We start from the raw sequence: 25350 nt of genomic DNA on the forward strand, positions 1-25350 counted from the left end.
CGCCGCCCGTGCGTGGTTAACGAGTCTCTGCACTCGTTAACCGCTCACGGGCGCAGCCCCTCCAGGTAGCTGGCGACCCCGTCTTCGTCGTTGCTGGGCAGGACGTGGTCGGCGAGGGCGAGGACTTCCGGCAGCGCGTTGGACGGGCAGAGAGCCGTTCCTGCCCACGTCAGCATCGGGACGTCGTTGATGGCGTCCCCGGCCACGGCGACCTCCTCCGTCGAGATCCCGTCGACCGCGCAGAGCTCGGCGAGCGCACTCGCCTTGGACACGCCCGACGCCGCCATCTCGACGTACGGCGCGCCGGAGTGCGTCAGCTCGACGCCGTCGACCCCGGCCGCCACCGCCGCCCGGTACAGCTCCGCGCTGGGCACCTCCGGGTGCCGGGCAACGATCTTCACCATCGGCTCGTCGATGTCGGGCAGCAGTTCCGACAAAGTCATCTCGTGCGGGTGCCGGTGGTGGTCGGCGAACTCGCACAACGCCGCGTACGCCGGTTCGGCGACGAAGCGCGTCGGGCCGATGTTCGCGAACACGACACCGGGCATCAACGTCCGCACCCGGTCCATCGCCGCCGCGGCCGACGCCATCGCGATGGTCGTCGTCGCCGTGATCACCGGGGTTCCGTCGGCCAGATCGAGGACCACCGCCCCGTTCGCGCAGATCGCCTTGCCGCGGAATCCGCACGACTGCGCCAGCTCGTGCACCGAATGCCGGGCGCGGGCCGTTGCCCACACCACCTCGACCCCCGACAGTCGCGCATCTTCCATGGCTTGCGCGGTGCGCGGGGAGATCGTGCGGTCCGACCGCAGCAGGGTGCCGTCGAGGTCCGTCGCCAACAGCCGAATCTGCGTCACCTCCGCATGATGCCAGGCGGCGCATGTACCCCTCACGACCCCACCGCAGTCGATAGCCTGGACAGCATGAGTCCTCGAGTACCCAGCATCGTGCTGAATTCCGGAACCATCCTCCCGCAGCTCGGCTTGGGAGTCTGGCAGGCGGACAACGACGAGACCGAACACGCCGTCGGGTTCGCCCTGGACGAGGCGGGCTACCGGCACATCGACACCGCCGCCGCATACGGCAACGAGGAGGGTGTGGGCCGCGGCATCGCGAATTCGGGTGTCGCCCGCGAAGACATCTTTCTCACCACCAAGTTGTGGAACGCGGATCAGGGCTACGAACCGGCGTTGAAGGCGTTCGACGCCAGCCTCGGACGACTCGGCGTCGATTATGTCGACCTGTACCTGATCCATTGGCCGCTGCAGGACGACGACCGCATCCTCCGCACGTGGGATGCGCTGGAGAAGATCGCCGAGTCCGGTCGCGCGAAGGCGATCGGTGTGTGCAATTTCGAACCGCGTCACCTGCAGTTGCTGATCGACCGGGGCGGTGTCGTTCCGGCGGTCGACCAGGTGGAGTTGCACCCGCATCTGGCGCAGCAGGACATCCGGACGTTCGCCGTCGAACACGGCATCGCCGTCGAGTCGTGGAGCCCGCTCGGTGGCACCAGCAACTCGGGGTGGGGTGACGACTCGAAGCCGAACACGCTGCTCACCGACCCGATCATCACCCGCATCGGCGACCGGCACAGCAAGAGCGCCGCGCAGGTGCTGATCCGCTGGCATCTGCAGAGCGGGCTGATCGTCATCCCCAAGTCGGTCCACGAGTCGCGGATCCGCGAAAACATCGACGTGTTCGATTTCGAGCTCAGCGAGCAGGACCTCAGCGAGATCGAGACGATGGACGATGGCACCCGTGTCGGCGCCCACCCGGACGAGTTGAACATCGACGCACCGGAGTAGGCGGCTCCGCCACCCGTGCGCCTTTTTGGCTGTTCCAGCAACCAAAAAGGCGCACGGGCGCGGAGCGCCTAGAGCTTCACCGGCATCTCCTCGAGCCCCGACACGAAGTTGGCAGGACGACGCCGCAGCGGGCCGTCGTCGACGAGCACCATGCCCGGCAGCCGCGACAGCAGTTGCTCGAACATGATCTTCGCTTCGAGCCGGGCGAGTTGGTTGCCGAGGCAGAAGTGGGTGCCGAAACCGAACGCGACGTGCGGGTTCGGCGACCGTTCGATGTCGAACACCTCGGGATGCTCGAACACCGACTCGTCGAAGTTGGCGGATTCGAACAGCAGCATCATTTTCTCGCCCTGGCGCAGGTCGGTTCCGAAGAATTCGACGTCGCGGGTGACCGTGCGGCACATGTTCTTGATCGGCGACGACCAGCGCAGCATCTCCTCGACGGCCGCCGGGATACCGTCGGGGTCGTTCACGAGACGCTGTTGCTGGTCGGGGTGACGCATCAGCTGTTCCATGCCGCCGCTGAGGACGTGCCGGGTGGTCTCGTCGCCGCCGATCAGGATCAGCAGGGTTTCGCCGACGATGTCCGGGTCGCTGAGCCGGTGCCCGTCGATCTCGCTGTGCACGAGGATGCTGGTGAGGTCGTCCGTCGGATTCTGCCGCCGCTCCTCGATGGTGCGGAGCGTGAATTCGTTGAATGCCAGGTACGCGTTGGCCTGTGCCTGGAGTTCCTCCGGGGTGGCGTTGCTGCCGAGGGCGTTCATCAGGTCGTCGGACCATTGCAGGAACGTGTCGCGTTCCTCGGGCCGCACGCCGAGCATGTCGCCGACGACGGCCATGGGGAGCGGCGCGGCCAGGTCGCGCACGAAGTCCACTTCGTCCTTGTCGCGCGCGGCGTCGATGAGGTGATCGCAGATCTCCCGGATCCGGTCGATCTTCGCTTCCACCTGCTTGCGGGTGAAGCCGGCGTTGACGAGTCGGCGATGCTGCAGGTGCTGCGGGTCGTCCATGTCGATCATCTGCGGCAGCGGGCCTACCCCGGGCCGGATTCCGCCCGCGTTGGAGAACAACTCCGGATTGCGTTCGGCCGCCAGGACGGCCTCGTACGATGCGGCGCCGAGAATCCCGTCCGCGCGATACACCGGTTCGTGGGCGCGCATCCATGCGTAGGCCTGCCGCGGGTCGCCGAGCTCGCCCGAGTAGAACCGTCCGTCGATCAGATCGAACTCCGGTCTGTCCGTCATCGGGGTACTCCTCAGCATTGAATCCCGCCAATCGTGCCCTGATAATAGAACGTGTTCTTACTATGACGCAGTGGTATAGCGGCAAGTTTCACAGATCCTCGGCTCGAGAATTGACACGAGTTCTATTACCTGGAGGTGGACGTGGTTACCAACGACGGCAGCAGCGGGCTCGCGAAGACGTCCGTACTCGTCACCGGCGGCGGCAGTGGTATCGGACTGGGCGTCGCCACCGCCCTGGCGGCCGAGGGCGTCCACGTCACGATCTGCGGTCGCAGCGAAGAGAAACTGACGCGTGCAGCGGAGCAGATCACCGCCGACAATCCCGCGGGGACGGTCGACACGATCACCGCCGACGTCACGAACGAGGACGACGTCATCCGCGCGGTCGCCAGGGCGAGCGAGCGCACCGGGCAACTCGACGGCGTCGTCACGTGCGCAGGCGGGAACGAAACGGTGGGACCCGTGACCCAGCTGGACGTCGACGCGTGGCGGCGGACCGTGGACCTGAACCTCACCGGCACCATGCTGACGATCAAGCATTCCGCCCGGGCGCTCGTCGCCGGGGGCGGCGGTTCCATCGTCACCATCTCCTCGATCGCGAGCAGCAACACCCACCGCTGGTTCGGCGCATACGGTCCGTCCAAGGCGGGAGTCGACAACCTGACGCAACTCGCCGCCGACGAACTCGGGGCCAGCAACGTCCGCGTCAACTGCATCCGCCCCGGCCTGACCCGCACCGACCTCGTCGCGCTCATCACCGACGGCGGACCCGTCCTCGACGACTACATGGCCAACACCCCGATCGCACGGGTCGGCGAGGTCACCGACATCGCCGCGCTCGCCAAGTTCCTCCTCGGCCCCGACTCCACCTGGATCACGGGGCAGATCATCAACGTCGACGGCGGCCAGATGTTGCGTCGCGGGCCCGACTTCACGTCGATGTTCGAGCCCATGTTCGGCGCCGACGGTCTGCGCGGGGTGGTCGCGCCGTGACGTCGCATCAGGTTCTCGGCAAGCAGGTCGACATGCCCGTGCAGATCCGGGCCGCGTCGGCGTTCATGGCGATGTATTCGGTGCCGACCGCCGCCGCCCAGTCGCTGATCGACTACTCCGGACTGGAGATCCTGCAGTTCCGGCCCGGACGCGGCATCTGCGTGCTCGTGTTCGTCGACTACGTGGACGGCGACCTCGGCCCGTACAACGAATTCGGGGTGGCGTTCCTCGTCCGCGACCATCGGGCCGACGGCACCTCGGTCCGCCGGGACCTGAAGGCGCTGGCCCAGGGTCGGGCGGGGGCGCTGATCCATCAACTGCCCGTCGACGGCGACTTCACCCTGGCCGCCGGTCGCGGCATCTGGGGCTTCCCGAAGGTCCTGGCCGATTTCGACGTCGACCACACCGGTTCCGTCAAGCGCGGTTCGGTGAGCCGGGACGGCCGGCTGATCGCCCAGTTGAGCGTCAACCCGGGCATTGCGGTGCCGGGTTCGGGGGCCGGCACGTCGCTCGCCGCCTATTCGCACCTCGACGAACTCACCCGGTTCACCACCTGGGACATGAACCCGACCGGGGTCCGCTCCCGGCCCGGAGGCGCGGAGCTGAAACTGGGCAGCCACCCGATCGCGGACGAATTGCGGTCGCTGGGACTTCCGAAACGGGCACTCCTCACGTCCTCGATCCCCGAATTGAAGATGACGTTCGGGGACGCGCGGCCCGTCTGACCGCACGTGAGTGGCGAAGCGTGCCCGCGCACGCTTCGCCACTCACATGGGGGTTGCGCCGATTACCGAACTGGGGTCCAATACCGGCTACGGTTCTGGACGCTTGACCAATTCGTGGCACCCCCGGGGGCGGCCACCGAAAGGACGATCGGTAGTGCAGATCAGACGACGCAGCGTGCTCGCGGGGGCGGCCCTGACTCCGGCGTTCGCCGCGCTCGGTTCCGGGACGGCGGCCGCAGAACCCGCGACCGACGGCGACGGCGAATTCCTCGTCGGTGTCGGCATTTCCGACGCCACCGGGCCGGTCGCCGACGTCGGGATGATGGGGTACTCCAGTTTCGAGCAGCGCGCCGAGGGACTGCATCAGCGGACCCGTGCGCGGGCGTTCGTGTTCGCCGAGCCCGGCAGGCAGCGCGTGGTCTACGTGTGCGTCGACGTGTGCATGATCTTCCAGTCCGTGCACGACGCCGTACTCGCCCGGCTCGCGGAACTCCACGGCGACCTGTACACCGAGCGGAACGTCATGCTCACGGCGGTGCACTCCCACGCGGCGTGCGGCGGCGCGTCCCACGACTACGCCTACAACCTCGCCGTGCTCGGCCACAACCGTCAGGTGTTCGACGCCGAGGTCGGTGGCATCGTCGAGGCGATCACCGCCGCGCACGATTCCCTCGCCCCCGGTTCGGTGTCGTACGGCCGCAGCGAACTCACCGATGCCAGCGTCAACCGTTCGCGGTTCGCCTTCGACCGCAACCCCGCCGAGGACCGGGACTACTATCCCCTTGGCATCGACACGTCGATGCGGGTCCTGCGAATCACGCAGGGCGGCAGAGACGTCGGGGCGATCAACTGGTTCCCGACCCACGGCGCTTCGCTCACCGACACGAACCATCTGATCTCCGGTGACAACAAGGGCGCGGCCGCCTACTTCTGGGAGCACGACCACGAGGGTGTCCGTTACCTCGACGACCAGAAGCCGCATTTCGTCGCCGCGTTCCCGCAGACGAACACCGGCGACATGTCCCCCAACCTCGATCTCCAGCCCGGCCACGGTCCCACCGACGACGAGTTCGAGAACACCCGCATCATCGGGCAGCGGCAGGTCGCGGCAGCACGCACGGCGTGGGAGGCGGCGTCGGAGACCCTCACCGGCGGCGTGGACAGCCGAATCATGTATCTCGACATGGCCAATCAGGAGGTCGGCGGCGAATTCACCCCCGACGGCCGCACCTGCCGGACCTCCCCCGCGTGTGTCGGCGCCGCCATGAGCGCGGGCAGCACCGAGGACGGTCCCGCCATCCCGATCTTCCCGGAGGGCACCACCGATCCGCTCGTCGACGCACTCGGTGGGATGGACGCGCCGATCCCGCAGTGGCTGCAGGATGCGCAGGCCCCGAAACTCGTGCTGGTGGCCGTCGGTCTGCTGCCACCCGACGGGTGGGTTCCGCACGTGCTGAAAATCCAGATCCTCCGCATCGGCGGCGTGTACGTCGTGGGCGGCCCAGCGGAATTCACGATCGTGTCCGGGCTGCGGATCCGCCGCACCGTCGCCGACAGACTCGACGTCCCGCTGGAGAACGTGATCTTCCAGGGGTACGCCAACTCGTACGCGAGTTACTGCACCACCCCGCAGGAGTACGACGCGCAGCAGTACGAGGGCGGCTCGACCCTGTTCGGCCGATACACACTGCCCGCGTACCAGCAGGGATTCGCGGCGCTTGCGGACGCTTTGCGCACCGGTCGCGACGTTCCCCGCGGCCCGGCACCCCGCGACCTGTCGCAGTTCCAGCCCTACCTCGGTCCGGGCATCGACCGCGACGAACCGCCCGCAGGCCGCGTCTTCGGCGACGTGCTGACCCAGCCCGCCGCGAAAGCGTCGGCGGGCGAACAGATCGCGGCCGAGTTCGTCACCGGCCACCCCCGGAACGACCCGCGCCGACGTGACACGTTCCTCGAGATCCAGCGCCGAGGCGGCGACTGGGTACGTTACGCCGACGACGGCGACTGGTCCACCAAGTTCCGCTGGACGCGCACCGGGCCGAACCAGTCGGTCGCGCGCATCACGTGGGACGTCCCGGACGGCACCCCCGCCGGACGCTACCGTGTGCAGCACTTCGGCAACAGCCGCGACGCGGCAGGCACGATCACCGCGTTCACCGGGACGTCGAACGAATTCGAGATCGGATAGCTCTCGACGTGCCCCCGCTCACAAGCTGCGCCGCGGTGTCTCGCCCACCACATCGACGTTGCACCCCAACGCATTTCACGATCATCCGTCACACCACCGACCGTGCGATGAAACTACCCGGCAATACTTCCGGACGACAGTGGGTGCATGAACGATGCCGCGAGAGAACCCGGAGTTCATGTCAACGCGTGCGAGGCGTGCGGTCGGCTTCCGCACCCCCGCCGTCTCCGCCTGGCGCTCGCGAAACTGTGCGCCGTCTTTCCCGTCGAATTAGTGCTCCATGCCTTGGTCATTCATTTCCACGTCTCCTATCTGATGACCGTCACGGTCCTGACCGTCAGCACCACCGTGTTGGTGATCTGGGTGGTGGAGCCGTCGGCGATGAGACTGCTCGGCGGCTGGCTGCACGGTCCGCCCGACGGCAGGCACGGCCATCTCTCGACCGGGCAGTCACTCTGGCGTATCCGTGCCCGGGTGAGCGACCAACCGGGACAGCTCGAGTCGCTGGCCCGCAACCTCGCGAAGCTGGATGCCAACATCCTGACCGTGCACGTCCATCACCTGGACGGCGGTTCGCTCGACGAGTTGATCGTCGGGGCGGGCCGGGAGACGTCACCGGAGGCGCTGTCGCATGCCGTCCGGGCCGGGGGCGGCCGCAGTGTGGGCATCTGGCCGGCTTCGGCGCTCGCGCTCATCGACGGCCAGACGAAGGCGCTGACGTTGGCGTCGCGGGTGGCGGCCGATCCGTCCGAACTGCCCCTGTCGATCGCGGAGCTGCTCGGCGCCCAGTATGTCGATTCGCTCGTGAGCGACCATCCGGCCACGGCGGCGTCCGTCGCGATCCCGTCGGGCGAGGGTGAGCCGCTCGTCTTCGTGCGGCCGGTGGACGAGCCGTTCACGCCGGCCGAGATCGCCCGCGCTCGCCGCCTCAGCGAGCTGGCGCAGCGAACACGCGAGACCGCGAACTCGGGGGGACTCGCCGACCCTGCCACGTGATCTTGCGGACATCCCCGACGACGGCCTGGGTGCGGGAGACACTACGACGGTGATGTTCGCGCGCACTTCGACTGTCCTGACGATCGGCGTCGCCACGCTCGGCCTCCTGGCCACCACCGCCGGCGCGGTGCCGACGTACGCCGTCACCGCCACCGTTCCCGTCGGGCTGACGCCGATGCAGGTGGCGGTCGCACCCAACGGTGCCGTCACGTACGCCACGAACTCCGGGGCCAACAGCGTCTCCGTCATCGACACCGCAACGAACGCCGTCACCGCCACCGTCCCGGTGGGCGGCGGACCCACCGGGATCGCCGTCACCCCGAACGGTGCGCGGGTGTTCGTCGTGAACACCGCAGACCGGACGGTGTCCGTGATCGATACCGCCACCAACACGGTGGCGGCCACGATCCCGGTCGGCGAATTCGCCTTGGCGGTCGCGGTATCCGCCGACGGGGCCCACGCCTACGTCACGAACGGCGTCGAGAGCACCGTCTCCGTGATCGACACCGCCACGAACACGGTGACCGCCACGGTTCCGGTCGGCGCCTTCCCCATCCAGCTCGCGGCCAACGGCACGCACGTGTACGTCACCAACTCCTCCGACAACACGGTGACGGTGATCGACACGGCCACGACGACCGTCGTCGACACGATTCCCGTCGCCTCCCACCCCAGTGCCGTGACGGCGACGAACGACCGGGCCTACGTGCGGAGCGGCGCGGAGATGTCGGTGATCGACGCCGCCACCAATACAGTGACCGCCACGTTCGGCGTCGACGGGATAATGGGCGGCGCCGCGGTGACCGGGGACGGAAACACGCTGTACGTCATCGACTCCGAGGGTGGGTCCGTCACGGTCTTCGATCCGGGCACCAACGCCGAGGTGACGTCGCTCGCCGTCGGCGGCAGTGCCGGTGGCGTCGCGGTCTCCGCCGACGGCACGAAGGCCTACGCCACCAGCCAGAACGACAACACGATCGCCACCATCACGCGCGCAGCGGGCGACGCGACGCGGCCGCGCTGACGCTAGACCGACACCACCGCCGGATCCTCCTCCACCGGCTGATCTTTCGACCGACGGTCGAGGGCGGTGGCGAGGACGAGAACGGCGAGCGCCCCCACGGTCAGTGCGGCACCCATCCAGATCGGCGACGTGAAGCCGAGTCCCGCTGCGATGGTGATGCCGCCGAGCCAGGCCCCGAGTGCATTGCCCACGTTGAAGGCGGCGATGTTCGCGCCGGACGCCATCGTCGGCGCCTGTGCCGCGTAGTTCATGATCCGCATCTGCAGCCCGGGGACGGTAGCGAAACCGAAGGCGCCCATGAAGAACAGGGCCATGATCGTCATCGGCTTGCTCCCCGCGGTGAGCGCGAACACGACGAGCACGACGGTGAGCACGGCGAGGATCGTGATCAGCGTGCGGGTGAGTGCCTTGTCGGCGGCCCGGCCACCGAGGACGTTGCCGACGAACAGACCGCCGCCGAAGAGCACGAGGAGCCACGGGACGCTGGTCGACGCGAATCCGCCGACCTCGGTGAGGGTGAACGCGATGTACGTGAACGCACCGAACATGCCGCCGAATCCGAGGATGGTGACGGCGATCGAGAACCACACCTGCGGAGACCGGAAGGCCTGCAGTTCGGTGCGCAGACCGCCGGATTCCGGTGCGTCCGCCGGACGGGACACGGACGGCACCAGCGTTGCGATGCCGATCAGCGCCACGACGCCGATGACGGTGATGGCCCAGAACGTGGAGCGCCAGCCGAACTGCTGGCCGAGGAACGTGCCGAACGGGACGCCGAGAACGTTGGCGATGGTCAGTCCCGCGAACATCGTCGCGATCGCGCCTGCCCGCTTGCTCGCGGGCACGAGGTCGGCGGCGAGGACCGAGCCGATGCCGAAGAACGCGCCGTGGCACAGGGCTGCGAGGACGCGTCCGCCCATCATGACCTCGTACGTCGGGGCCAGCGCCGACAGGAGATTGCCGCCGATGAACAGCACCATCAGCGCCTGGAGTACGCGTTTGCGGTCGAAGCGGGTGACGGCTGCTGTGATGACGATCGCCCCGATGGCGACGGAGAGGGCGTAGCCGGAGATGAGGTAGCCGGCCACAGACTCGCTCACCTGGAAATCGGCCGACACCTCCGGCAGCAATCCCATGATGACGAATTCGGTGAGACCGATCCCGAAGCCGCCCATTGCGAGGGCGAGCAGACCCAGTGGCATCGCAGCCACTCCTTTCGTACAGACTGGGAGATAAGAGCGTTAGCTCGAATACCGCGTCTGCATTAGTTGCAGGCGCGTCATAAATAGTTGCACACGCCTGCTATGTGCGCAAGCTGGTATTCTGACCTTGCAGTCGTATCCACAGGAGGTGGCCCATGGCAGTCGCTGACGACGCCGTCGAGATTCGGTCGCAGGGATGGCGCACGCTCGCGGCCCTGCACGGGTTGCTCGAGGCGGAGCTCGAGCGCGCCCTACAGCGCGGGCACGATCTCTCGGTGGTCGAGTACACGGTGCTCGACGCACTCAGCCGTCAGGACGGCTGGCACATGCGCATGGCGCAACTCGCCCGCGCCGCGGCGCTGAGCAGCAGCGCCACCACCCGGCTGGTGAACCGTCTGGAAAACCGCGGACTGCTCACCCGCATTCTGTGCGACGACGACCGTCGCGGCATCTACACCGAGCTCACACCCGCGGGCCGGGCCGCACTGGACGAGGCGCGTCCCACCCACGACGCCACGCTGGAAGCGGCGCTCGATCGGGCCGCCGACATTCCCGAGCTCGCCCACCTCGCCCGGGCACTGCACGAGTTCCCCGCATAGGTGAGTGCCAAGGCGTGCCGGAGCACTCCTTGCCACTCACGTCAGGACAGAGGGGTGAAGTCGCGTGACGCGATGTGCTCCGGCCGCGGACGCGCCGCGGCGAACGGCTCGACGAGGGTGTTCTCGACACTGTTGAACACGAGGAACAGGTTCGACCGCGGGTAGGGCGTGATGTTGTTGCCCGACCCGTGCATGACGTTCGAGTCGAACCACAGCGCGGTGCCTGCGGCACCGGTGAACTGGTCGATCCCGAACTCCGCCGCCATCCGCGTCACGTCCTCGCGACGCGGAACCCCGACCTCCTGCGCGACGAGGGACGACGTGTAGTTGTCGTCGGGGGTGGCGCCGACGCACTGGACGAACTGCTTGTGCGAACCGGGCATCACCATCAACGACCCGTTGAACGGGTAGTTCTCGGTGAGCGTGATCGAGCAGCTGACGGCGCGCGGGACGGGAAGACCGTCCTCGGCGTGCCAGGTCTCGAAATCCGAGTGCCAGTAGAAGCCGGTGCCCTTGAAACCGGGCATCGAGTTGATCCGGCTCTGATGGATGTAGACGTCGGAGCCGAGGAGTTGCCGCGCGCGGTCGAGAATCCTGCTGTCGCGGATCAGCGCGGCGACCGCGTCGCTGCGCCGGTGCACATCGAAGACCGAACGAACCTCGTCGGTGCCGCGTTCGGTGATGACGCGCCCGCTGTCGCGCATCGCCGGGTCCCGGGACAGCCGGTCGAGTTCCTCCCGGCACGACATCACGTCGCCCGCGTTCATTAAGTTGTCGATGATCGTGAAGCCGCGCGACTCGTGTCCGGCAAGTGCCGACGAATCGAACGGCCCGTCGGCGGGTCTGCCCCACACTGCGGGTTCGCTCCGTGGGAGCATGGACGGCTCGGCGTCGATCCGAGTCGGGTAGCGATCGTGGCGGTTGGTGTGTCCCTGAACCTCAGCTACCTGGGTCATTGTCCCTCCTCGGCACTTACCCTCTACTTGACTGTCGCTACGACGACAGGGTCTTCTGGTCGGCGCGGAGCCGCTGGACGGCGTCGTCCAGGTGTTCGGCGAGCAGTTTCTGCACCTCTCCAGCTGTACCCGATCGGATCGCCTCGCGCAGGGTCGCGTGTTCCTGCGCCTGCTCGCGGATGTCGTCGTAGGTGGTCTGCAACGCACCCAGGCACATCCGGGTCTCGATCAGCAGTGTCCGCGCCGCCCGAATGAGCCGGGGGCTCTCCGAACTCTCCACCAGGATCTGATGGAACTGCTGGTCGGCGTCCGAGACGGCGGCGGCGTCGCCGCGCTCGGCCGCGGCCTGCATCACGAGCACGGTGGGTTCGAGCGCCAGGTACGTGGCTTCCCGGCGGCCGTCGTCGAGAATCATTTCGAGCGCCCCGCGCTCGATGACCGAGCGGCTGCGGTACACGTCGACGACGTCGTCGAGGGTCAGCTCCGTCACGAAGATCCCGCGATGACGGATGCTGTGCAGTATGCCCTCGGACACGAGCCTCTGCATGGCTTCGCGCAGGGGTCCGCGCGAGACCTGGAAATGCGCGGCCAGTTCCGCCTCGCCCAGCTGTGCACCGGGTTCGAGCGCCCCCTTCATGATGGCGATCCGCAGGCGGTCCGCGATGAATTCGGCAGTCGATTGACGACTGACGGGTTCCAGGTCAGTCAGAGCCATGACTGTGGCCTTTCTCGAACAAGGTTCCTAACGACGGGTTCACCGCCGTGTGGCCCGCAAGACGCAGGCCTTCCCAGATGGTCACCTGGTTTGCCGTGAGGACCGGCTTGCCGAGGCGCTGCTCGAGAGTACTCAGCGCACCCAGCGTCCTCATGGCCGTGTCGGGGATGAGCAGGGCTTCGGCGTCCGGGTGGTCGTTCTCCACCGCGAGTTCCACCACGGATTCCGGGCTGAGCAGACCGACCTCGGCCGCGGTGTCGATTCCCGCACTCGACATCGACAGCACCTCGATGCCGGCGGCGGCGAGGAACTCGACGAACAGCTTCGCGACGTCCTCCGGGTAGCTGGCGGCCACCGCGACGCGGGTGATCCCCAGCGCGTGCAGGGCGTGGACGAACGCGAAACTGGTGCTGGACGTGGGTACACCGGTGGCCGCGGCGAGCGTCTCGGCCTGCTGCTTCGCCCCGTCGGGGCCGTAGACGAAGCTGCCCGAGGTGCACGCCCACACGACGGCGTCCGGCTTCTCCTCGGCGAGGAGCGCGGCCCCGCCTGCGAGCTTCTCCGGGCTCCCGAGGTCGAGCAGTTCGGGCACGGCGTGCAGGTCGGTGCCATAGATGTGCACGACCGGCAGATCCACTCCGAGCATCTCCGCGGCGAAGGGGTAGTCGTCCTCGGCGGCGTGATCGGGGTAGATGAATCCCACTGTGGGGGTCGGCGTGCTCGTCATGCGTTCTCCTCTTTCCGAGTCGTGAGGGGTGATGTCAGAAGACGTTGCGGAGCCACTTGCCGGGGCCCGTCATGGGGAGCTTCATCCGGCCGAGACAGGCCCAGATCGTGAGTTGGTTGGCGGTGAGGACCGGTTTGCCGAGTTCCTGCTCGAGCGGGGCGATGACGTCGTAGGTCGGCAGATTCGTACAACTGACGAAGATCGCCTCCGACCTGGGGTCGTCCGCGGCGATGATCCGCTCGGCGATCGTGCGGTAGTTGACCTTCCAGATGCCGCCGCCGAGCCCGAGGTGATCGGAGCGAACCACCTCGGTGCCCGCCTCGTGCAGGAACGCATGCAGCCGTTCGGTCAGGGGGGCGTCGTAAGGCGTGATCACCGACAGCCTGCTCAGCTCGAGGTGTTCGATCGCCTCGACCAGCGCGCCGGACGTGGTGATCGCGTGCTGGGCGCCTGCCTCGCAGATCGCGTCGCACAGGGTTCGCTCGTATTCGAGCCCCTTGATGAAGCTTCCCGACGTGCACAGATAGGCCACGACCTCGGGCTCGACGTGCAGGACGTCGCGCGTCGCCGCCATGAGGTGTCTTCGCTCGGACACGAGTTCGGCCATCTCCAGACTGACGGGCACGGGTTCGTACGGCGTGCGCGCCAGGTGGAGGCTCACCTCGAGGGGAGCCCATCGCCACAGTTCTCGTTCGAGCGCCAGGTCGAACGGGGCGATGATGCCGATTCCCCGTTGCGCGATAGGCCCCTCGAATTCGGGAATGTTCAGTTCCAACACCAGGCCTCACCTTCGTTTCGGCCGCGCCCGAGCATTTTCAGATTGTTGACAATCATACGAGTTACTCATACGGTGTCAACGTGAGTCGGAACCCGATCGTCGCGGTGCTACATGCCCACGTCCTGCCGAGCGACGAACTCATGGCACCCGTCGCGGCCCGTGCCGAAGTTCGCTACACCGGCAAGGCGGGGCTGAGCGATGCCCTCGACGGCGCCGACGTGCTGTTCCTCTACGACTTCCTCACCGACGCGGTGCCCGGAGCCTGGCACGCCGCCGGCTCCCTGCAGTGGCTGCACATCGCCGCGGCCGGCGTCGATCCCGTCATGTTCCCCGAGGCCCGCGACAGCGACGTCACGATCACCAACTCACGGGGCGTGTTCGACGGGGCGATCGCCGAGTACGTGCTCGCCCAGGTCCTCTCGTTCGCGAAGGACCTGCCGGGCTCGCTCCGCCTGCAGCAGTCCCACACCTGGCAGCACCGGGAATCCGAGCGGATCGCGGGCCGTACCGCCCTGATCGTCGGCACCGGTCCCATCGGCCGCGCGATCGCCCGGCTTCTCCGCGCGGCGGGGATGAAGGTCAGCGGATCCGGTCGCACCGCACGCAACGCCGATCCCGACTTCGGGTCGGTCACCGCAACGGAAGATCTCCCGAAGCAGCTCGCCGTCGCCGACTACGTGATCGCGGTGGCACCGCTCACCGAGCAGACCCGCCACCTGTTCCGCGACTCGACGTTCGCCGCGATGAAGCCGGGCGCCCGGTTCGTCAACGTCGGACGCGGTGAGCTCGTCCGCACCGACGACCTCGTCGCCGCGCTCCGGGCGGGGACGATCGCGGGCGCCGCGCTCGACGTGTTCGACACGGAACCGCTCCCCGCCGGCCATCCACTCTGGGACATGCCGAACGTCTCGATCACACCCCACAATTCGGGCGACTTCGCCGGCTGGCGAGATGACCTCGTTACCGTGTTCACCGACAATTTCGAACGCTGGGTTACGGGGTACCCGCTCGAGAACGTAGTTGACAAGCACCTCGGGTACGTACCGAGCCGATGAAGACAGGGCCCGAACGTCCAGGCTGAAGGAGTTCTCATGAATCCCACCGACATGACCGCCGTCGAACTGGTCACGGCCTACTCGTCCGGAGAACTTTCGCCGGTGGAAGCGACGCAGGCGATGCTCGACGCCATCACCGAACGCGACCGCACCATCAATTCCTACTGCCTCGTCGACGAGGAGCGGGCGCTCGCGCAGGCCCGGAAGTCCGAGGAGCGCTGGAACACCGGCTACTCCAAGGGACTGCTCGACGGCGTTCCGATCTCGATCAAGGACATCTTCCTCACCGACGGCTGGCCGACACTCCGGGGTTCACAGGCCGTCGACGAGGACCAGCCGTGGAACGTCGACAGTCCCGTGGCCGCCCGGCTCCGCGAGGACGGCATGGTGTTCCTCGGCAAGACCACGACCCCCGAGATCGCCTGGAAGGCCGTGACCGACAGCGCCCTGTGCGGGATCACCCGCAACCCGGCCGACCCGACCAAGACGGCCGGTGGATCTTCGGGCGGCAGCGCCGCCGCGGTCGCGGCGGGTCTCGGTCCCTGCTCCGTCGGCACAGACGGCGGCGGCAGTGTGCGCATCCCCGCCTCGTTCTGCGGCGTCGTCGGGTTCAAACCCACCCACGGTCGCATCCCCCTGTTCCCGGCGAGCCCGTTCGGACCGCTGGCGCATGCCGGCCCCCTCACCCGCACGGTCGAGGATGCGGCACTGCTGATGGACATCCTGTCGCTGCCGGACCCGCGCGACCCGACATCGCTCGCCCCGTTCCCGACCACCTTCCGCGGCGAGATCGGCCGCGACGTGGTCGGACTCGGCGTCGCGTACTCCCCCACGCTCGGCTATGTGACCGTCGATCCGGAGGTCCGGGCGATCGTCGACCGAGCCGTGCAGGCCCTCGACGCCGCGGGTCTGCCGGTCACCGCCGCCGACCCCGGCTTCAGCGATCCGATCGAGGCCTTCGAGCTGCTGTGGGCGGCCGGGGCCGCAGCCATGTTGAAGAACTTCCCGGAGGGTGCGCGCGACAAGGTCGACCCGGGGCTCGGCAAGATCTGGGAGCGGGGCGAGAAGTTCAGCGCGGTCGACTATCTCGACGCTCGCGCGGTCGCCGCGGACATCGGCATCATGATGGGCAAATTCCACCTGACGCACAACGTCCTGCTCACACCCACCGTCCCGATTCCGGCTTTCGAGGCAGGTTTCGACGTCCCGCCGGGCAGCGACTTCACCAGCTGGCCGCAGTGGACCCCGTTCACCTACCCGTTCAACCTGACGCAGCAGCCGGCGATCAGCATCCCGGTAGGCCGCACCGCTGCGGGTCTGCCGGTGGGTCTGCAGATCATCGGCCCCCGTCACTCGGACGACCTCGTACTCGCGGTCGCGCGATATGCGGAGCACGTCCTCGGCTAGGTCGACCGAAAAGCACACGTTTCGCGCCGCATCCGAGGATGATCAGCACTAGGCCCGGTGCGGCGCGAACGTCTGCCCTGCTGCCCGGGTGAGAGTTGCCCGACAGGGATTTTCGGGGTCGGGGAGAGCCCGGGAGGGTAGATGACAGCGACGCCGGTGTCCGGGGTCCCGCCGCATTCGCCGCAGGGCCCGGATCCGCTCGCCCCGGGCATGCTCGTCGCCACCCGATACCGCCTCCTCGGCCGGTTCGCCGGCCCCGACTGGGTGCAGTGGTGGCACGCACACGACACCGAACTGCGCCGGGACGTCTCGCTCAGCCTCGTCGACTCGGCGCACGTCCGCGCCACCGACCCACTCCCGGATCCGGTGGTGCGGTTCTGCCGGAACACCACCGGAACCAGCTTCAGCCACGAGGGGCGGATCGCGCAGGTCTACGACATCGCGGCGGTCGGTAACCGGATCGCCGTGGTCGCGGAATGGACGCCCGGGTGGCGTGTCGCGGATGTCGCGCGCACGGTTCCGCGGCCGTTGGATGCCGCTCGTACCGTGCGGGACCTCGCCGCCGCGACTGCAGACGCACACCATTTCGGTGCCCGCATCTCACTCGATCATCCCAACCGGGTGCGGATCTCCCGGGAAGGACTCGCGGTCCTCGCCTTCCCTGCCACTCTCGCCGACGGCAGCGCGGCCGACGACGTCGCGGGACTCGGGGCGCTGCTGTACGCCCTGTTGCTCGGCACGTGGCCGCTGTCCTCGTCCGGCGCGACCCTGGCAGCCGGATTGCCCCCGGCCGGCAGGCGTGGCGACGGTTCCGTCGTCCCGCCGCATCGTGTGCGGCCCGCGATTCCACGACGTCTGTCCGACGTGGCCATGAATGCCCTCGCTCGACGGCCCGGGATGGCCACCGCGCAGGCGGTCGTCGACGCCCTGGACCGCATCTTGGCGGACGCGCGGGCTCGCTCGGCATCCGCATTCGCTGCCACCACGAAGAGAGCCCGCCCGGCACCCGCCAACCGGGCCCCCCGGCCGAACGCGCCACTTCCCGCGTTGAGCGGCGCACTCGCCCTGGTCGTCGCGCTCGGCGCCGCCGGGTGGGCGGCGGGCGCCACATTCACCTCGTCGGACGCTCCCCCGGCCGCCGTCGCAGACAGCATGCTCAGCCAGATCGCACCGGTTTCGGACCCCCTTCAGATACCGCTCACCCCGTCGTCCGCGGCCGTCTACTCCCCCCTGCGCTTCCCCGACAACGGTGCCACTGCCTCCCTCGCCGTCGACGCGAACCCCGCGACATCCTGGGCGACCGACCGCTACCCGCAGCAACTGTCGGCGACGAAGCGAGGAGTGGGTCTGATCGTGTCGTTTCCCGGGCCCGTCGATCTGCGGACCGTCTTGATCGACTCCCCGACACCGGGCACCACAGTCGAGATCCGGACCGTGCCCGTCGCGTGGGCGACCATCGATCGCACCCAGGTGATCGGCGCCGCCACGCTCGGCGACGGGGTCACCCAGATCGTGGCCCGGACGCCCGCACCCACCGACCGCGTCCTGGTCTGGATCTCGGGACTGTCCGGCGGCGAGTCCGGGTACCAGTCGCGCCTGTCGGAGATCGGCTTCCTGGGTAGCGGCGCATGAGCCGCAACATCTTCGGCCCCACGCAGCCGAACGAGGGAAGCACCGCGCGCGACCATCTCGCCAACGAGCGAACCTACCTCGCCTGGCATCGCACCGGTATCAGTGTCGCCGCGCTCGGTGTGGCGGTCGCGAAGTTCGCACCGCACCGCGGCGGCCACGCCGTGGCTGCCGGATTGATCCTGATCGGCGCGGGGCTACTGGTGTCCGCCTACGGCACCGTCCGCTACCGGGTCATCAGCCGGCAGATCGAATCCGGGGAATTCGCTCCGGCGACGTTCGCCGCCGTCGTCACGTCCAGCGTCGTCACAGTGCTCGCGCTACTCGCTGTGGTGGTCCTGATCTGATCCGGGTAAGGCCGTGACGCAGCGGAATCCGATGTGGCTCATCCCGGTGTCGACCATCTGCGGCCGCCGTGCGGCGGGCCGGTACCGCCGGCAGTAGCTGTCGGCGCACAGGAACGATCCGCCCTTGATCACCCGCCGGGGCACCCGGAACTGGGGTTGGCGGGGGTCGAAGCTCTCCGACATGCCGGGCCCACGCGGATTGCGTGGCGCGCAGCACGACTCCGCTGTGTCGGCGTGGCGATCCGAGAACCAGTCGGCGGTCCATTCCCACACGTTTCCCGCCATGTCGAACAGACCGTATTCGTTGGGCGGAAAGCTACCGACGGCGGTCGTGGTGCCGTACCCGGGGTCCGCGCGCCACGGGAACTCCCCGTGCCAGTAGTTCGCCAGCGGAGGGGATTCGCTCTCGGGGGCGTCACCCCAGGTGAATTCGGCGTGGTCGAGTCCGCCGCGCGCCGCGGCCTCCCATTGCGCCTCGGTGGGGAGGGAGCGCCCCGCCCACTGGGCGTACGCTGCCGCATCCTCGTGGGCGACGTGGACGACGGGATGCTGTTCGCGGCCGGTGATCGTCGACGCGGGTCCCGTGGGGTGGCGCCAGGATGCGCCAACAGTCCAGGTCCACCACTGACTGAGGTGACGGAGATCGACCGGGCCCCGAGTGGGGGTGAACACCATCGATCCCGGTTGCAGGTTCTCGGCGGGAGCGCCGGGGAAGTCGGCGGGGTCCAGCGGCCGCTCCGCGACGGTCACATAACCGGTGTCTCGGACGAACGCGGCGTACTGCGTGGTGGTGACCTGGTGGGCCTCGATGGCGAAGGCGTCGATCGCGACTCGATGCGCCGGACTTTCTTCCGGATAGTGCCGATCCGAGCCCATCGTGAAAGTGTGAGCGGGGATGTGCCGGACTTCGGAGACGGTCTGGGTATCCAACACGCCTTCCCTTCTGCCTGATCAGGTGACGGCCGGCGAGAAGATGCTCGTCCAATCGTTCTTCATGCTTACCACGGTCCAGTTCTTTCCTCGTGCGTGTTCGAGGGCCTGCTCCGCGCCGGCGACATAGTCGAATTCGCGATCGGCGTCGTCGTGCAGGATCAGCACCCGAAGCGCCGGGCGGTCGGGTAGCCCGGAGAACGCGAGCATCGGCAGGTCACCGTTGGAGTTGCCGACCGACAGGATCGGCCGTCGCCCGATCCGGCTCCAGATTCGGACCGGTTTCTCCGGCCCGTCGTCGAAGAAGTCCATCGCGGCCTTGTAGAGCAGGTCGCTCGTGTCCGCCCCTTCACGGTACGAGAGGCCGAGGGCACTGCCGATGACGCGTTCCGGCGGAATCCCGTAGAGCCGTCCGGCGACCGGGCGCATGAAGTCCCGGTCACCACCGGACGCGATGTAGATCGTGAATCCGTTCGCCTCGAGATAGCGCAACAGTTCGACCATCGGCGCGTATCCGCAGCCGGAATACGGGCGGCCGAGCGTCGGGTGGTCCGCGTCGTCGAAGAAGGACCGGACCCGCGCGTCGTAATTCTCGACGGTGATCGAATCGAACGCCTCGGTGACTGCGCCCATCAACAGTTTCAGGTCGCCGTCGTCGCCCCGATAGTGCTTGACCATCGCCGCACCGAGCCACTGAAGGTCGTGCTCGTGGGCCGCCTTCCACGGTTGCGTCTGCTGCAGGTCGGAGTCACCCGCGGCCATCTCGGCGAAGCGCCGGATGGTGAAGTCGAGCTGGATGGGCATCGGCTTCTCGCACCAGAGTGTGCCGTCGTTGTCGAATACGGCCACCCGGTCCGCGGGCTCGACGAAGTCCGGTCCCCGTGTCGTCACCCGCCCGACGAAGTCCTCGATCGCGGACCGCGTCGATCCGTCCGCCCAGGAACCACCCAGCCCGGCCCCCACGTCGCTCAGTCCTTCGCCAGGAAGGCGTGCAGCTTCGCCACCGCGTGGTCGATCGTGAAGCTCGCCGGCTCCTGCCTCGGGGGGAACTCCTTGAACGTCTCGAGGAATTGACTCGTGATGAATGTCCCGTAGATGGCGATGTAGTCGTGGTCGAGGAACCAGTCCCAGTAGGTGTTCGACGTGATGTCGGCACGCTCGAACGGGTCGGTGCGCAGGTTGAACAGTTTCGGCAACCGCAGTTGGGTGAACGGCTCCGCCCACAGCCCGAGGGTGCCCTGCGCCCGCTGCTCCATGAACACGATCTTCCAATTGTCGAAACGGATGCCCAGCACGTCGCAGTCGTCGGAGAAGTACACCATTCCCCGGCGCGGGGACGTCTCGACCTCACCGGTGAGGTACGGGAGCAGGTTGTAGCCGTCGATGTGCACCTTGAACGTCTTCTCGCCGATCGTGTGCCCGGTCTTCAGTTGCTCCACGACCTCGGGTGCGCCCGCGGCGGCGAGGAAGGTGGGAAGCCAATCATGGTGCTGAACGATCTCGTTGGACACCACGCCGGCTGGGATCTTGCCCGGCCAGCGAATCACCTCGGGGACGCGGAAGGCTCCCTCCCAGTTGGTGTCCTTCTCACTGCGGAACGGGGTGGTCGCGCCGTCCGGCCAGGTGTTCGCGTGGGGACCGTTGTCGGTGCTGTAGATGACGATGGTGTTCTCGGCGAGACCCAGCTCGTCGACCGCGTCGAGAAGTTGGCCGACGTGCTTGTCGTGATCGATCATGGTGTCGTGGTACGGCGACTGCCAGTGCCCGGCCTGGCCGACGCTTTCCGGCTTCGTGTGAGTCCGCAGGTGCATGTGCGTCGTGTTCATCCACACGAAGAACGGTGTCTCCGCTTCCTTCTGCCGCGTGATGAAGTCGATTGCCGCGGAGACCGTCTCGTCGTCGATGGTCTCCATCCGCTTCTTGCTCAGCGGACCGGTGTCCTCGATGCGCTGCTTCCCGACCGGGCCGTACCGCGGATCGACCTCACCCGCGTCCTCCTCGGTGGCGAAGCAGTGCAGGACACCGCGCGGCATCATCACCTCGTGCAGTTTGGGATAGTCCTGTGCGCTCGGGTAGTCGGGGAGCTCCGGTTCTTCCTCGGCGTTCAGGTGATAGAGGTTGCCGAAGAACTCGTCGAACCCGTGAGCGGTCGGCAGATACTTGTTCAGATCGCCGAGATGGTTCTTCCCGAACTGTCCGGTGGCGTATCCGAGGGGCTTGAGGAGTTCGGCGATGGTGGGGTCGTCGGGCGACAATCCGACGTCGACTCCCGGGATTCCGACCTTGCTCATGCCGGTGCGATACACGCTCTGCCCCGTGATGAACGACGCGCGACCGGCCGTGCAACTCTGCTCACCGTAGGAGTCGGTGAACTTCATGCCCTCGTCGGCGAGACGGTCGATGTTCGGTGTCCGGTACCCCATCAGTCCGTCGCTGTAGCAGCTGAGATTGGTGATACCGATGTCGTCGCCCCAAATGACCAGGATGTTGGGTTTCGGGTCCGTCATCTGTCTCTCCTCGCATCATCGGGGGAATCGCAGTCCTGACGTTGCTCGCGGTGCGCCCGCGACACATCACCCGCACCGGGTGAGAACCTCGTGTCCGAGTACCGGCCGTCAGTCCGGGGGGATCGACGGCGGTCGATCCACGGCGAGGATGTACACGCTGATCACCATCACCCACGCCGGGAAGACCAACGTCACCCAGAGACTGAAACTCACGACCACCAGCAGGGTGAGTGACAGCAGGTAGGTGCTGACAGCCAGCCATCGCGGCATCAGTCCGGTGCGCAGCCAGATGGTTCCCAGCGAAATCATGAACACCCCGGCCATGCGAACCCCGTAGACGTTGTTCACATGCAACATCACTTCGCGCCCGAAGAAGACGAGGTCGTTCTGCGGAACACCGGAGAGCCGGGACACGGCGAGGAGTCCGCCTGCGATTGCCGTCGACACGAACGTCATGGCGAGAAACAGCAACCCACTGCCGAGGAAGACGGTCGAGAAGAATCGGTCTTCGAGGTCCCCGAGCCGGTCGCGGATGACACCGATGAACCACAGGAACGCGATGCCCGCGAAGGGTGCGAGTATCAGGGCTGCCGTGATCTGCCGTTGGTGGTGTAACCACGGGGTCGCGGCTGCGCCGGGCAGCGCGCTACGCAGCAGAACGATGCTGGAGGCGAACAGGACACCGAAGACGACACCGGCGACGGCCGCGGCCCGTGGAGTCCGTAGCTGGTGGAACTCGGCGTCGCTCTGAGTGCGGGCCATGAGATCAGTCTTCGCCGAGGTCGAGCTCCAGGGCAACAGGGAGCCCGAATCGTACCCGGATTCAGCCCGCGTCGTCCGCCCTGCCCGGCCGCACGACGACAGGAACTCCCTCATAGGGCGCGAGGGAGATCGGGAAGCTGTGGAGTTCGTCGACGGTGCCGATCTGTTCGTCGGTGAACAGGTTGACCGCAGGCGATCCGGCCGGCAGGAACTGGGACTGCACGGTCGCGGCGATCTCCTCGGACGTGAAGTTGAGAACCGTGACTTCGAGACTCGAGTCCGCCAGTTCGTGGACCATGACGAGCAGCCCCTTGTGCGACACGGTGGGCACGTCGAGCTGAACCGCGGTGGCGATGCCGAACCGGTTTCGGATGTCGATGATGCGGGCGAGACCGCGAGCGAAGGACGCCGGATCCTGCAGTTGCACCGGCAGACTCCCGTACAGGCTGGTGCCCCGGGGGATGCCCGACTCCGACCGGGCCGCTTCGGGATTGACCCCCATCAGGTCGTGCGCGCCGCGGTTGATCCAGCGGGTGTCCCCTTCGGCGAGAAGGTCGGCGACCTCCTCGGACGGCACGGGAAGCAGCCCGCACAGATCCCAGCCCGACAGGGCGAAGACACCGGGCTGGAGCGCGTTGAACATCGCCAGGAGCAGATGCGCCTGCTTGACCGTGTCGATGTCGGCGGCATCCATCCTGTCGAGGTCGCGGATGCCGAGCGCAGCGGTGATGACGCTGGCGGTCGTGCAGGCGATCCCGTTGGTCGTGAACGTGCGGTTGTACGGGGCCCAGCGCCCGGTGAGCCGCTCGCACAGATCCTTACGGATGCGATCACCGAGATCGGACCCTGTGACCGACTCACCGCCGTACGCGAACTCGTCGTCCTTGTGCAGCGTCGCGAAGTGGACCAGCTCGAATGTCAGCTCGTCGTGATTCTGCAGCGCATGGACGAGCGACGCGGCATCCACACCGTGATCGCGGGCGAGGTTCATGGTGAGCCGGAGAAATTCGGTGTTCCCCATGACGAGGGCGTGATGGTAGGCGGGGCGATTGATGAAGTCGTAGGACAGGTCGGCTCCGGTGGTGCCCATCGCCTTGATGTCGTCGATGGTGAGGTTCAGTTCCTGGAACGTGAATCCCCCCATCTTCCGCACGATGCTGGCGATGAGGTGGTTTGCCGCCTCCGACAGTGGATGCCCTTCCGACCAGCCGGGCAGTCCTTCGGTCCGGCGTTCGACCCCGAGGAATCCGTTGGCGTCCAGTCGAAGAGCGCCCGCACCGAGGTCCGCGATGGAGTGGCAGGCGTCCCCGATGACGAGGCGCATGCCCGCGAACGACGGATCCAGCCAATTGATGGAGGGCTGCCCGGCCTTGAAATAGTGCAGGTACACCCACCTGCGCTCGATGCCGTCCACCCCCTTCACGACGGGGGTGACACTCCAGTTGGTTTCCTTGACACCGAGTTCGTAGAAGATGACGCGCTGGAGTTGACCGATGATGTACCCGGCCCGGGCGAGTTGCGCCTCGGTGTCGGCGTCGATGTTGACCGAGTCCCGGCCTTCCGGCACGCGGGGAAGCAGGTGCCAATCCTGTTGTTCGATCTCCACCATGTGATAGATGCCGGGGTAGTCGGCGTAGGCCATCTCGGCGAGCCGGAAGTCGGCGCCCTTGCCGGTGTGACCGGGGACGATGTCGTCGATGACGATGCCGTCGTATGCTGCGGCGACGACGCAGAGCTTGCGGAACTCCTCTTCGGTCCCGAAGGCCGAGTCGATCTGCATGCTGATGCGATCGAAATGGCCGTCCACCGACGGCGTGGCCCGCCATCCGTTGATCCCGCCTGCCTGCTTCACCGGCCCCGTGTGGACGGCCGTCACCCCGATCTCGGAGAACGCCTGCCACAGGGACTCGTCGCCGAGCGAACTCAGGAAACTCGCGCCCGGTGCCGTGATGATCGAAATCGGGTACGCCGTGAACCACACCGATCCCCGCTCCACCGCGGCGCGCGGATTCGGGTCGGCATACGGGTTCTGCCACATGCTGCCCTTGCCGGACAGCTGCTCCGCGATCAACTTCGCATCGTGCAGGATCGACTGATTGATCAGCCACTCCACATAATTCGGGTTGTCCGGCACGGGCTCACCCGTCTGCGCATCGACCCTGGTCGCACGGCGGACCGACGGTTTCAACGGCCGCGGGCGCGCCGGGTAGAACTGCTCGTCGTAGCTGATCTCGCTGGGCTCGTGATGGATCTCGGGGTTCATGGTCCTCCGTCGTCATCTCGTCTGCTCCGCCGCACCGGTCGGCTACCCGTCCACCGTCCCACGGAAACGACCGCCTGGCATGCGGAGTTGGATGACTGTCAGCGGACCGCGGAACTTTCGGGTGCGACGAACTCGGCGGAGGCCTCGGACCACAGGCTCACCCGCCTGTCCCGGCTCTCGAAGAACTCGATCTCGCGTCTGATGCCGGAACTCCGATCCCATCCGGGGAGGTCGAGGATGATCAATTCCTCCATCGCGTCCATGAACACCCGGTCGACGGGTCCCCACATCGTGCCGATCGCTGTGTTGTCCTTTCCGGTGAAAGTCAGGTTGACGGGATGAGACATCGACACCTGACTGAACACCGCATGGCCGGATTCGACGATGTATCCCGCTACTTCGTTGCTGGCGAGAAACCGCTCGTGTGTCACCGCCGGATCGGCATGGCTGTAGGGGCAGGCCAGAAAGATCTTTCTCATGGGTTCCTCGTGATTCGTG

The 25350-nt window shown here is 67.2% G+C and carries 24 protein-coding genes; 11 read left to right on the forward strand and 13 right to left on the reverse strand.

Annotated elements, in window-relative coordinates:
• Positions 1–44: 44 nt before the first annotated feature.
• Positions 45–857 (reverse strand): Cof-type HAD-IIB family hydrolase, encoded by an 813-nt coding sequence (locus G9373_RS10145; protein WP_065489050.1) that lies wholly within the window; start codon positions 855–857, stop codon positions 45–47.
• Positions 858–923: 66 nt separating this feature from the next.
• Here G9373_RS10145 and G9373_RS10150 point away from each other — a divergent pair, with 66 nt between their 5' ends.
• Complete coding sequence (locus G9373_RS10150; protein WP_043792921.1) at positions 924–1805, forward strand: aldo/keto reductase; 882 nt, start codon at positions 924–926, stop codon at positions 1803–1805.
• 68 nt (positions 1806–1873) lie between these two features.
• On the opposite strand, the gene G9373_RS10155 is transcribed toward G9373_RS10150, so the two are convergent.
• Positions 1874–3049 carry a cytochrome P450 gene (locus G9373_RS10155; protein ID WP_167115008.1) on the reverse strand — a complete coding sequence of 392 codons (1176 nt, stop codon included), beginning with the start codon at positions 3047–3049 and terminating at the stop codon, positions 1874–1876.
• Positions 3050–3190: 141 nt separating this feature from the next.
• On the opposite strand from G9373_RS10155, the gene G9373_RS10160 reads away from it, so the two are divergent.
• From G9373_RS10160 to G9373_RS10180, 5 genes are all read left to right on the forward strand, one after another.
• On the forward strand, positions 3191–4042 hold the full coding sequence (locus tag G9373_RS10160; RefSeq protein ID WP_169692869.1) for an SDR family oxidoreductase: 852 nt from the start codon (positions 3191–3193) through the stop codon (positions 4040–4042).
• Entirely contained in the window at positions 4039–4767 is a 729-nt protein-coding gene (locus G9373_RS10165) for an acetoacetate decarboxylase family protein (protein ID WP_005572077.1), read from the forward strand. The genes G9373_RS10160 and G9373_RS10165 overlap by 4 nt, the downstream gene beginning before the upstream one ends.
• 154 nt (positions 4768–4921) lie before the next feature.
• Positions 4922–6955, forward strand: coding sequence for a neutral/alkaline ceramidase (locus G9373_RS10170; protein WP_167115011.1), 2034 nt, complete (start codon positions 4922–4924; stop codon positions 6953–6955).
• Positions 6956–7102: 147 nt separating this feature from the next.
• The gene (locus G9373_RS10175; protein ID WP_005572080.1) at positions 7103–7951 is read left to right on the forward strand and encodes a hypothetical protein; all 849 of its coding nucleotides are present in this window, start codon (positions 7103–7105) and stop codon (positions 7949–7951) included.
• Between the two features lie 52 nt (positions 7952–8003).
• Positions 8004–8975 carry a beta-propeller fold lactonase family protein gene (locus tag G9373_RS10180; protein WP_054246100.1) on the forward strand — a complete coding sequence of 324 codons (972 nt, stop codon included), beginning with the start codon at positions 8004–8006 and terminating at the stop codon, positions 8973–8975.
• A gap of 2 nt (positions 8976–8977) precedes the next feature.
• Here G9373_RS10180 and G9373_RS10185 read toward each other — a convergent pair whose 3' ends face one another.
• Entirely contained in the window at positions 8978–10177 is a 1200-nt protein-coding gene (locus G9373_RS10185; RefSeq protein ID WP_054246099.1) for an MFS transporter, read from the reverse strand.
• A gap of 155 nt (positions 10178–10332) precedes the next feature.
• On the opposite strand from G9373_RS10185, the gene G9373_RS10190 reads away from it, so the two are divergent.
• Positions 10333–10776, forward strand: coding sequence for a MarR family transcriptional regulator (locus G9373_RS10190; RefSeq protein WP_005254473.1), 444 nt, complete (start codon positions 10333–10335; stop codon positions 10774–10776).
• Positions 10777–10817: 41 nt separating this feature from the next.
• Here the strand turns inward: G9373_RS10190 and thpD are convergent, their stop codons facing one another.
• The 4 genes from thpD to G9373_RS10210 are packed head-to-tail and all read right to left on the reverse strand — an operon-like array spanning position 10818 to position 13949.
• A complete protein-coding gene (gene thpD / locus G9373_RS10195) occupies positions 10818–11732 on the reverse strand; it encodes an ectoine hydroxylase (protein WP_167115014.1) in 915 nt (304 codons plus the stop codon).
• Positions 11733–11769: 37 nt separating this feature from the next.
• A complete protein-coding gene (locus tag G9373_RS10200) occupies positions 11770–12447 on the reverse strand; it encodes a GntR family transcriptional regulator (protein ID WP_005572088.1) in 678 nt (225 codons plus the stop codon).
• Positions 12434–13174, reverse strand: a complete 741-nt coding sequence (locus tag G9373_RS10205; RefSeq protein WP_005254470.1) for a hypothetical protein — start codon at positions 13172–13174, stop codon at positions 12434–12436. Before G9373_RS10205 ends, G9373_RS10200 begins: the two co-directional genes overlap by 14 nt.
• Positions 13175–13208: 34 nt before the next feature.
• Positions 13209–13949, reverse strand: coding sequence for an Asp/Glu/hydantoin racemase (locus tag G9373_RS10210; protein ID WP_037197713.1), 741 nt, complete (start codon positions 13947–13949; stop codon positions 13209–13211).
• Positions 13950–14032: 83 nt separating this feature from the next.
• Between G9373_RS10210 and G9373_RS10215 the strand changes: the two genes are divergently transcribed.
• From G9373_RS10215 to G9373_RS10230, 4 genes are all read left to right on the forward strand, one after another.
• Positions 14033–15007, forward strand: coding sequence for a D-2-hydroxyacid dehydrogenase (locus tag G9373_RS10215; RefSeq protein WP_120659773.1), 975 nt, complete (start codon positions 14033–14035; stop codon positions 15005–15007).
• A 36-nt stretch (positions 15008–15043) separates the two neighbouring features.
• Positions 15044–16414, forward strand: coding sequence for an amidase (locus G9373_RS10220; RefSeq protein ID WP_005572092.1), 1371 nt, complete (start codon positions 15044–15046; stop codon positions 16412–16414).
• A 141-nt stretch (positions 16415–16555) separates the two neighbouring features.
• Positions 16556–18046 (forward strand): protein kinase family protein, encoded by a 1491-nt coding sequence (locus G9373_RS10225; RefSeq protein ID WP_133986058.1) that lies wholly within the window; start codon positions 16556–16558, stop codon positions 18044–18046.
• Positions 18043–18390: a DUF202 domain-containing protein gene (locus G9373_RS10230; RefSeq protein WP_005244716.1), complete on the forward strand. Its 348-nt coding sequence runs from the start codon at positions 18043–18045 to the stop codon at positions 18388–18390. The genes G9373_RS10225 and G9373_RS10230 overlap by 4 nt, the downstream gene beginning before the upstream one ends.
• On the opposite strand, the gene G9373_RS10235 is transcribed toward G9373_RS10230, so the two are convergent.
• The 6 genes from G9373_RS10235 to G9373_RS10260 all read right to left on the reverse strand — a co-directional run bounded on the left by G9373_RS10235 (position 18364) and on the right by G9373_RS10260 (position 25331).
• Positions 18364–19266, reverse strand: a complete 903-nt coding sequence (locus tag G9373_RS10235; protein ID WP_240960452.1) for a formylglycine-generating enzyme family protein — start codon at positions 19264–19266, stop codon at positions 18364–18366. The genes G9373_RS10230 and G9373_RS10235 overlap by 27 nt on opposite strands.
• Before the next feature lie 75 nt (positions 19267–19341).
• The gene (locus G9373_RS10240; RefSeq protein ID WP_005572096.1) at positions 19342–20283 is read right to left on the reverse strand and encodes an HAD family hydrolase; all 942 of its coding nucleotides are present in this window, start codon (positions 20281–20283) and stop codon (positions 19342–19344) included.
• A gap of 5 nt (positions 20284–20288) precedes the next feature.
• Complete coding sequence (locus tag G9373_RS10245) at positions 20289–21827, reverse strand: arylsulfatase (RefSeq protein ID WP_133986056.1); 1539 nt, start codon at positions 21825–21827, stop codon at positions 20289–20291.
• Positions 21828–21935: 108 nt separating this feature from the next.
• Complete coding sequence (locus G9373_RS10250; protein WP_054246095.1) at positions 21936–22589, reverse strand: hypothetical protein; 654 nt, start codon at positions 22587–22589, stop codon at positions 21936–21938.
• A gap of 61 nt (positions 22590–22650) precedes the next feature.
• The gene (gene treS, locus G9373_RS10255) at positions 22651–24852 is read right to left on the reverse strand and encodes a maltose alpha-D-glucosyltransferase (RefSeq protein ID WP_005254454.1); all 2202 of its coding nucleotides are present in this window, start codon (positions 24850–24852) and stop codon (positions 22651–22653) included.
• Positions 24853–24950: 98 nt separating this feature from the next.
• Positions 24951–25331 (reverse strand): DUF1937 family protein, encoded by a 381-nt coding sequence (locus tag G9373_RS10260; protein ID WP_005254453.1) that lies wholly within the window; start codon positions 25329–25331, stop codon positions 24951–24953.
• Positions 25332–25350: the final 19 nt, after the last annotated feature.

This window comes from Rhodococcus sp. A14 (assembly GCF_011603105.1).
GTDB lineage: Bacteria > Actinomycetota > Actinomycetes > Mycobacteriales > Mycobacteriaceae > Rhodococcus_F > Rhodococcus_F opacus.